General features: G+C 36.5%; 7 protein-coding genes. 6 read left to right on the top strand and 1 reads right to left on the bottom strand.

Going from position 1 to position 9,955, the window contains the following annotated elements; all coding sequences use genetic code 11:
- From F6K13_RS06200 to F6K13_RS06175, 6 genes are all read left to right on the top strand, one after another.
- Positions 1 to 823, top strand: an 823-nt coding sequence (locus F6K13_RS06200) for an MraY family glycosyltransferase (protein WP_287287032.1), incomplete at its 5' end; no start/stop codon positions are given.
- A 338-nt stretch (positions 824 to 1,161) separates the two neighbouring features.
- Positions 1,162 to 2,427, top strand: a complete 1,266-nt coding sequence (locus F6K13_RS06195; protein ID WP_124143303.1) for a competence/damage-inducible protein A — start codon at positions 1,162 to 1,164, stop codon at positions 2,425 to 2,427.
- A gap of 289 nt (positions 2,428 to 2,716) precedes the next feature.
- Positions 2,717 to 2,854 (top strand): hypothetical protein, encoded by a 138-nt coding sequence (locus F6K13_RS06190; protein ID WP_205127581.1) that lies wholly within the window; start codon positions 2,717 to 2,719, stop codon positions 2,852 to 2,854.
- A 28-nt stretch (positions 2,855 to 2,882) separates the two neighbouring features.
- Complete coding sequence (aroQ, locus tag F6K13_RS06185; protein ID WP_124143251.1) at positions 2,883 to 3,329, top strand: type II 3-dehydroquinate dehydratase; 447 nt, start codon at positions 2,883 to 2,885, stop codon at positions 3,327 to 3,329.
- 884 nt (positions 3,330 to 4,213) lie between these two features.
- A complete protein-coding gene (locus F6K13_RS06180; RefSeq protein WP_124154105.1) occupies positions 4,214 to 5,353 on the top strand; it encodes an ADP-ribosylglycohydrolase family protein in 1,140 nt (379 codons plus the stop codon).
- 30 nt (positions 5,354 to 5,383) lie between these two features.
- On the top strand, positions 5,384 to 7,903 hold the full coding sequence (locus F6K13_RS06175) for an HD family phosphohydrolase (RefSeq protein WP_124143253.1): 2,520 nt from the start codon (positions 5,384 to 5,386) through the stop codon (positions 7,901 to 7,903).
- 659 nt (positions 7,904 to 8,562) lie between these two features.
- Here F6K13_RS06175 and radC read toward each other — a convergent pair.
- Entirely contained in the window at positions 8,563 to 9,294 is a 732-nt protein-coding gene (gene radC, locus F6K13_RS06170; RefSeq protein ID WP_124143254.1) for a DNA repair protein RadC, read from the bottom strand.
- Positions 9,295 to 9,955: the final 661 nt, after the last annotated feature.

The raw sequence follows: 9,955 nt of genomic DNA, 5'->3' as shown, positions 1-9,955 counted from the left end.
TATTTTACCTCCAGAAAAAGAGTTTGAAATCTGGGGTGTAACAATTGGTAGTTTAGCTTTTTTTCTAATTGGTTTAGCAGATGATTTGTTTGGTTTATCTCCCTTATTTCGGTTATTCATGCAAACTATTGCTGCTAGTATGGCTTGGATAGTAGGAGTACAAATTGAATTTCTGACAATTCCTTTTTATGGGTTAGTACATATTAATATTCTGAGCTGGCCTGTAACTGTTATCTGGTTAGTGGGGATGGCAAATGCGATTAATTGGATTGATGGTGTAGATGGGTTAGCTGCTGGTGTTTCTGGTATTGCAGCTTTTGTGATGTTAATTGTAAGTATATTTATGGATCAACCAGCAGCAGCTTTAATTGCCGCAGCTTTAGCTGGTGGAACATTAGGTTTTCTTCGTTATAATTTTAATCCAGCTCAAATATTTATGGGGGATGGAGGAGCTTATTATGTAGGATTTACTTTAGCAGGAGTAGGAGTAATAGGGTTAGTGAAAACTACTGTGGTTACTTCTGTTATTTTGCCATATCTAATACTAGCAGTGCCAATTATTGATATGTCTGCTGTAATTCTAGACCGTTTACGAAATGGTAAATCTCCTTTTATTGCAGATAAACGCCATCTTCATCATCGTTTATTAGATGCTGGTTTATCTCAAAGATTAACAGTTTTTTTTATCTATTCATTAACACTTTGGGTAGGAAGTTTAGCTATGGCTTTTTCTGGTATTCCTAGTGGCGCAATTTATGCTTTTAGTGCTACAGGTTTACTGGTTTATACGAGTTGGAAAGTGTGGAAACACAAACAAGCTTAAATGTTTTATTGACCAGGGGAATTGGGGAGTGAGAGAGTGGGGGTAATGAGGGAGAAGTAAACATAATAATAATTAATGTGCTCTTAGGGTGTTATACCAATTTGAAAAAAGTAAGTTTGAATTTTCCTTGGAGACTAATTCCTCCTGAGCTTGTGATAATCAGTTAATAACTCATAGCTGTTAAAAAGCGTTTCCCGAATGCTCCCCTTGCCAGATACCATTATCGTCCGCACTGCCTTTTTAGGCTGATAGCTGATAGCTGACTGCCGAATGCTTACTAATTAATTAATTTGAGAAATGCGATAAAATTAAACATCAAATTAGGACTACCATTTGATATGATTGCAGAAATTATATGTGTTGGAACAGAACTACTATTAGGAGATATCCTAAATAGTAACGCTCAATATTTAGCCCAAGAATTAGCAACATTAGGAATAGCTCATTACTATCAAACTGTAGTAGGAGATAATCCAGAAAGAATAAAACAAGTATTAGCGATCGCTACCCAACGCTCCCAAATATTAATTTTCACAGGAGGTTTAGGCCCGACTCCAGACGATCTAACTGTGGCCACCATCGCAGACTATTTTAATACTCCACTGATGGAAAGACCAGAAATAATAGAAGATATTACCAAAAAATTTGCCCATCGGGGTCGCACCATGACCGCCAGTAACCGGAAACAAGCCTTAATTCCGCAGGGAGCAAGTATTTTGCCTAATCCTATTGGTAGTGCTCCAGGAATTATTTGGCAACCAGTGCCGAATGTAACAATAATGACCTTTCCCGGAGTTCCCACTGAAATGAAATTAATGTGGCAAGAAACTGCTGTACCTTATATGCAGAATCAGGGTTGGTGTGGTGAAACTATCTATAGTCGGACATTAAAATTTTGGGGCATTGCAGAGTCAGCTTTGGCAGAAAAAGTTGCCCCATTGTTGGAAATGAAAAATCCTACTGTTGCTCCCTATGCTAATTTTGGAGAGGTAAAATTACGAATTTCTGCTCGTGCTAAGTCTCAGGAATTAGCAGATAAATTAATTTTGCCTGTAGAACAAAAAATACGAGATATTGCAGGAATTGACTGTTATGGCATTAATGATGACTCTATAGCTTCAGTAGTAGGAAAATTATTGTTAGATGCAGGGGAAACTTTAACTGTGGCCGAATCTTGTACTGCTGGAGGTTTAGGTAGTATGTTGACTTCTACTCCAGGTAGTTCGCAATATTTTTATGGTGGAGTTATAGCTTATGAAAATATTGTAAAAATTTCTTTGTTAGATGTTAGTCAGGAAGATTTAGCGACAGAAGGTGCTGTGAGTCATGCAGTGGCAAAACAAATGGCAAGTGCGGTGGTGAAGAAGTTAAGAAGTAACTGGGGAATCAGTATTACAGGTATTGCCGGACCTGGAGGTGGAACAGAATTTAAGCCAGTGGGTTTAGTTTATATTGGTATAGCAAAAATAACTGGTGAGGTAGAAAGTTTTGAATACCGCTTTGGTGCTTTACGCAGTAGAGATTGGATTAGAAGAGTGAGTGCCTGTACAGCTCTCGATCTGTTGAGAAGAAAATTATATTTATCTGCTGGAAGACTACAATAATAAAATACTTGATTATAATAAAACGATAATAAATAAAATTGTGGATTTTTATCCATGTTTTTTAAGACAACTTAACCGAATCGTTGCTGAATGGCCATATACCCCGACAGCAAAGATAGTGTTAATATAAGAGTAAAGATAAACAAACGAAAGGCCACAATGACTATTGATCATTTTGTGGCTGAGTTGTTAAAATCTTTCAAAACTTTTGTATGAAAAGGGAAGCGGCAGAACCCGCCCCGCTTACCCCTCACTATAAAAGGTGAGAGTATTCAGCGGGAATAAAATATTGATGGATTTCATTGACAAGGTAATAGAAAAATTAAAGGAATGGACCCGCAAGCTGGTTGATTCTTTATTAGGTCCAGAACCAGAACCAGAACCAGAACTCATTCCCATTCCAGTCAAAGACCGCTCTCGTCGCTGATAATTCTATCATTCAAAGTTTAAATTATTTGTTTAGCATTTTAGTTTTACATGGGCCAAATTTGAATCTCCTGGGTCTGCGAGAACCAGGAATATATGGCTCTGAAACTCTAGATAATATAAATGGACTGTTAGAGCAAGAGGCGGAAGCCCTGGGAATAAAAATCTCTGTATTACAGTCTAATCATGAAGGTGTCTTGGTGGATGTAATTCACTCAGCTAGTGAGCAACACCAAGGCATAGTTATTAATGCCGGGGCATATACTCATACAAGTATTGCCATTAGGGATGCTATTTCTGGGGTTAATATTCCCACGGTAGAAGTACATCTGAGTAATATTTATCGTCGGGAACAATTTCGACATCATTCTTTTGTAGCACCAGTAGCTGTGGGTCAGATCAGTGGCTTTGGTTCAGAAAGTTATATTTTAGGGTTAAAAGCAATAGTTAATTATCTTCAAAAAACTATCAGTTAAATAATTGCCTAAATCTAAATATGGCTGGAAATTTTATATTTGAAAAAAATATATCAATTACAACACTTTTCATTTAAGTAGACTACAAAATTATTTTGGGTTAGGGAGTAGGGAGTAGGGAGTAGGGAGCAGACAGCAGGATTATGCTTTGGCAACTGTAGTCTATCTATTTGAAAACCGCTATAAATTATTCAATAATATTTAATAAATAAAATAGCGTAAACTTTAACGATTCATTCAAGTAATAACTATGTAGCTCAAATCATAGAATACTATAATTACTCAAAGAATGAGAGAAACAAATTTTTTACAACTTTTATATAAAAAATAATACTTATTCAATAATAACTATTATTAATGGCATCAATATTAAGAGAGTGTTTGTTAAATAAATATTAGATAGTTTATGGTACGAAGCTTTTTAGGTAACGCACTCTTCCCACAGCAAGCAGAGCGTGGCAGTAAAACTGACTATTATTCTATAAATGTTAAACGTACCGTCACACACCCTACTTAATCTTTTTTTGACAAACAGTATCTAATGCCAGTCACAAAAATTAAATTATTCATATAAAGAACATTTATTTTGAGAATAAGTAATAGTATAAATCTGTACAGATGACATAATAAAATTCAATATAGATAGCGACCTTAAATAAGTTTTGAATAAATGTTAGTCTGAAAAAGCATATATAAAACTTACAGCACTTTTGAGGAAGCGTGAACTACAATTTAATACTAATCTCTATTCCCTATTCCCTCAACTCGTAAAACTTTTTACCTCGTAAACTCCAAAATTGCTGTAGGTCTAACTTGATTAAATTTACCTATACTACTCATTACCTATATAAGAAAAATAAATTTATAGAAGAAATGAATAAATAATGCAGCATTCTCTATTAACAAAATTCCAAGGTACTTTATTAGGAGCAGTTTTAGGTAATCATTTAGGTTATTACTTTGAGCAACAACAAACAGAGAAAGAACGAAAAAATTATAAAATATCGATAAATAAACATAAATTTAACCTAGATTTAGATAAACAAAAATTGCAAAAATGGGGAGAAATTACAGCTAATTGTGCAAATAGCCTAATTATAAATCAAGAATTTAATCAAAAAGATTGGCAGAAAGTTTATGAAGAATGGCAATATAATTGGACTAATAAAAAAGACCAAAGTGGCAAAACAAGTCAGGTAAAATATTCTCAAAAAAAAGTAGAAAAATTTCCAGAGATATTTGATAATGAATTGGCCGATATTTACTATATAGATAAAGATGATGTATTTTATACTACAGCTAGTAATGCAGTTATAGCAAGCTTGCCAGTAACCTTGCTATATCACGAAGATGAATTGAAACTGGAAAAAAAATTACAGCAATGGGGAAAAGTGTGGCAAAATTACTCAGATATCAATCCAAGTAACTTAGCAATTGGATATCTTATAGCCCAAGCTTTGACAGAAAAACTAGATCCCCGAACTATAATACCCAAAATTATCGACTATATTGGAGAAAAAGAACCATTAGTAGGGCAACTAAGACAAGTAGAACAATTGATTAATCAAAAAGCAAATTTAGATACTGCAATAACTAAATTATCAAAAAATCTTAAATCTTGTTCAAGACAGGATATATTTTCTGAAGAACAAGAAAACTCTATCTCTTGTCCTTTTTTCTTACCTATCTGTTTAGCCTTATACTGCTTCCTCAGTACCCCGGAAGACCTGAGTTTATCAATATTACGAGGTTCAAGAACAAAATGGGCAACCGAAATCTGTACTATAGTAGGTACTTTATCAGGAGCTTATAACAGTACTACTGGAATTCCTGTAGAATGGCGACAAAAAATGGGAGCAGAACTTTTGGGAATAAATGAAGCAGAAATTCTGAAGTTGGCCAAAAAACTTTGGGCAGTTTGGTGTGGAGTTTATGACCCAAATAATATGACACAAAATATAGTGCCAGCAGTTGCTGCCAGGAATATAATTCGTCCTCGCCCACGCAAAGCTAGTGGATATTGAAAACTCTATGATGTTTAGACATCAACAAATATGCATCTGACACATTTAATTGGGAAATTATTGAAGCCCCAGAAAAAACAACAATTATCGAGTTGGTCAACTCTGGCAACTTCACCAATTTTAGTGGTGTTGACAATAGCATCTCTAACAGGTACTATGGGTCAACGTTACTACAGTCAGCCAAAGTTAGATGAGGGAACTGTTGCTCCTCAAACTATCCGTGCTCCGAAAGGTGCTATAGTTCCCGACAATAAAGTAACTGAACAGCAGCGCAAATCAGCTAGACTGGGTGACATCACTGTATTGATGATTAATGAGTCAGTCAATCAAAGAGTTGACAAAGAATTAGCTGAAATACTGGCACTAGGTAATCAAGTCAGAGAGATAGTTGTTAATTTTCCATTTGTGAATACAGGTATATTATCAACAAATACTCAGCTGCACCTACAGCAAGTTTCCCAAGAAAAGTGGGTGGCTATTCAACAAATAGTAGAGGAAGAGTTAAAAGAAAGACCTCCAGGGCCTCAACCAGGAATAAATGCTGATTCTATATTAACTAAAAACTCAATAGAACTTGTCAGTAACAATGATAACGTTATAGACGATCGATTATTGACTAAGGTATCAGTCCTAGCAGACTATCAGGAATATAGTCAAAATTCTATAGTTATTAGTAGTAAGGATCGACAAGCAATTTCAGAATTATTAGCTTATCGCAAAAAAAGTTTTTTTCAAAACTATGAAAGAGTTTTGGAGGAGATTTCACAAGCTCGTGATTTGTACAAAGACGCAACAGAATATCTGGCTAAACAGCAGGAAATCGAAGGTTATGAGGTATACGATTCTACTTTATTAGAACTGTCTGACACTGACTGGCAAAAAACTCAAACAGGTATTGAAATTGTAAAAGAGCGAATGCTGGCTCAAGGAATATCGCCAAATCTACCTAAGCAGGAATGGGTGAAAGCACTGAAGTTACAAGTAAATGATGTAGTTCCTGTGGTGGCGGAAGATTTAGCAATCAATGTTTTGAAGGTAGCTTTGGAAGCTAATTTATCTCTAGATTCAGAAGGCACTAAACAATCAGTTGAACTGGCAGCACAAGAGATTGAAACAGTAACATACAAAGTCCGAAAGAATGAAGTTATTGTCAGGAAGGGGAAAAATATTAGCCGTAAGGCATTTGTGTTACTAGATCATTTTCGCTTAAGTCGCCGTACAGTTAATTGGCATGGTTTGGGGGTTTTGGTAGGTATTGTTAGTGGAGCTGTAGGTATAGTAGTTCTAGTAGAAAGGCAATTTAAATCTGGTCTAAGGCACAGAGATAATATACTTTTGTTGCTTTTGAGTTTGAGCGCACCGTTACTGATCGCCTTGAAAGTACCATGGAGTAGTTTACCAGCAATTGGATTATTGGTAGGAACTTTCTATGGTTCAACTATGGGAGTGACAGTGGTGGGATTAATCTCTGTGATACTACCTATTGGGATGGATGTTGACAAAATAGATTGGTTTGCCAGTGCTGCTGGTGCTATTGTTGGCAGTGTAATAGCTGAAAAAATGCGATCGCGTGAAGAACAAGCATTGTTAGGTTTAGGGGTAGGGTTAACTCAAGGTACTGTTTATTTGTTGATAAATTTGATTGTCCGTGAAACACCAGGATTACTATGGTATGCAATCATAGGTCCGGTAGGTTCGCAAGCAGTAACAGGTGCAGTAACAGGTTTGGTTTGGAGTATTGTTGCTTTGGGTTTGAGTCCATATTTGGAGCATTTGTTTGATTTGATTACTTCGATTCGTTTGTCTGAATTGGCTAATCCTAATCGCCCTCTGTTGAAGCGTTTGGCATCGGAAGCACCTGGTACTTTTCAGCATACTCTGTTTGTGGCAAGTTTGGCAGAAGCGGCAGCACGAGCAATTGGTTGTAATGTAGAATTGGTGAGAACGGGTACTTTGTATCACGATATTGGTAAAATGCACGATCCATTAGGATTTATTGAAAATCAAATGGGTGGACCGAATAAACATGATGAAATTAAAGATCCGTGGGTGAGTGTGGAAATTATCAGAAAGCACGTTACGGAAGGATTGGTAATGGCTCGTAAACACCGATTGCCAAAGGCTATTAGGGCGTTTATTCCTGAACATCAGGGTACAATGTTAATTGCTTATTTTTATTATCAAGCTAAACAAAGATCTGAGAAGGGAGAAAAGGTAGTTAAGGAAGAGATGTTTCGCTATGCAGGACCGATTCCACAATCGCGAGAAACTGCTATTGTGATGTTGGCAGATTCTTGTGAGGCAGCATTGCGATCGCTCAAAGATGTGACTCATAAAGATGCTTTACAGATGGTGAAGAAAATTATGCGGGCACGTTGGCAGGATAATCAATTGGCTGATTCTGGTTTGACAAGGGCAGAAATGTCAACTATTGCCGAAATTTTTGTACAAGTTTGGGAACAGTACAATCACAAACGTATTGCTTATCCTAAAGCGGCAATGAATCCAAACCAAGTAAAAACTGTAAAGTCAGTTGTTAGTTCTAATTAAATGTTTTTCAACAAAGAAGGAAGAAAGAAGAAAGAAGAAGGAAAAAGGCGATTAGTTATAGCAACCGCCAAGTTGGTGTTTGACAATTAGTGCGAGCATCTTGCTCGCGTAATGAATCATCATAATTGCCTGATATCCTAACTATAGTATAATGGCCACTGCTATATATTGGCGATCGCTTTTCTCTAATACAAGGAAGAAGTAAAAAGCAAGAAGGAAGGAGGCGTTTAGTTATCTAGGAGGGAAGGAAATATCTTGCGTTGTCTGAGTTTTAAGCTTTTAATATGTCCGTGCCCTTTCCTTCGACTGCTATAAAAATTAATAATATCAAATCCTAACTATAGTGGCCACTGCTATATATTGGCGATCGCTTTTCTCTAATACTTTGAAAATATGCTTATGATAAGCACTACACAAATAAGTTAGGAAATTCTTCTATTTCCTGTTCTGTGCTACCTACTCCCTTTTCACTCAAATTTATTGTCAAATGCCAAAGAACCTACTGCTATAGCAGTCGAAGCAAAGCTTAGGACATTCCTAAATGCTCAAACGAGGGTCAGAGATCGCTTCTGTAGGGGCGAATGGCCATTTGCTAACGCAGAGCTGCCGCTAACGCCCCTACTTACTTCTGACTTCTGACTTGCGCGTAGCGCTATATATCAATCTCCTTGAGGATATTCTTCCCATAAATTAGTCGCTTGGCGCAGACTGGAATGTTCTCCATTACCCATAATGATATGGTCGAGTAGAGGAATAGCTAAAAATTGCGCTCCTGCTAACAATTGGCGTGTTAAGTTGATATCTTCGGGACTAGGTTCCACATTTCCCGAAGGATGATTGTGGGAAATAATAACTCTGGTTGCACCCTGGCGAATCACTTCTCGAAAAATTTCACGGGGATGAGCTAATGTTTCTGTTGCGGTACCGATGGTAATTACTTGAGTTCCGAGTAAGCGGTTATTTACATCTAAGAGTAAAACTGCAAATTTTTCTTGGGTTTGCCACATTAAATCTTGACTTAAAGCATCTGCAGCAGCTTGTGGACTTTCAACAAGAGCTAATTCTGGAGGGCGAGATTGAAATACTCTTTTTCCTAATTCAATGGCAGCCAAAATAGTTGTTGCTTTTGCTGTACCAATACCATGAATTTGAGTTAATTCTTGAACTGTAATATTACGGAGAATTGAGAGGGGGTCGCGCTGATGTTGACTTAATTGATTGAGTATATATTGTCCGAGACCTACAGCAGAAAGTTTCCCTTTTCCCTGACCTGTACCTAAGAGAATAGCAATTAATTCTGCAGTGGAAAGACTTTTCGGACCAGAGGCAATTAATCTTTCCCGTGGTCGTTCATTGCTCGGTAAGTCTGCAATTCTAAGACTGTAGGTCATTTCAGTTATCAGTTATCAGTTATCAGTTATCAGTACTTCCGGCTTAAGTGGGAGGCTTGAAATACTGAAGTTTCTTTTTTCATCCCCTTTAAAGGGGAGGCTTGAGACCTGATATTTTGGTCATTGATGCACTATGAAAAAACTAAGGTCAATAATTTCTAAACATAACATAAGTTATTCCAAGAAACTAGACACAAAACAAAAACTTCATACAACTCCGTATTATTTTGGATACCTAGAATTTTTACTGCCAGATTATGTCTAAGTTATCTCAGGAGGTGAGAAGAAAACTATAAGTACATGTGCAAAATTAATTTAATATTTGTCAGTAGGGAGTAGGGAGTAGGGCATAAAAAATATACTTTTGTGTACAATAAATCAATCTAAAAATACAGCAGATTCCACCAAGTGTGAGGTACACCCATAGCGGGCATCTTGCCTGCACTGAGAACATTTAATTGTTAATATCTGTACTTTATATACAACCGAATATGCTGTATTTTTTCCTACCTATTTAAGCTAACCATCAAAATATCAATAGACATCTCCAATAATAAAAAATAAAATTAATATCGTACAAAAATCATTAATTATTTACTGTATACTTCCTACTGACCTTCCATGGAAGGTCCCTAATGCATACTCCCTACTCCCTCTTTTC

The organism is Okeania sp. SIO2B9 (assembly GCF_010672505.1).
GTDB lineage: Bacteria > Cyanobacteriota > Cyanobacteriia > Cyanobacteriales > Microcoleaceae > Okeania > Okeania hirsuta.
The sequence above is the reverse complement of the archived record's forward strand: the minus strand, read 5'-3'. Positions and strand labels throughout refer to the sequence as shown.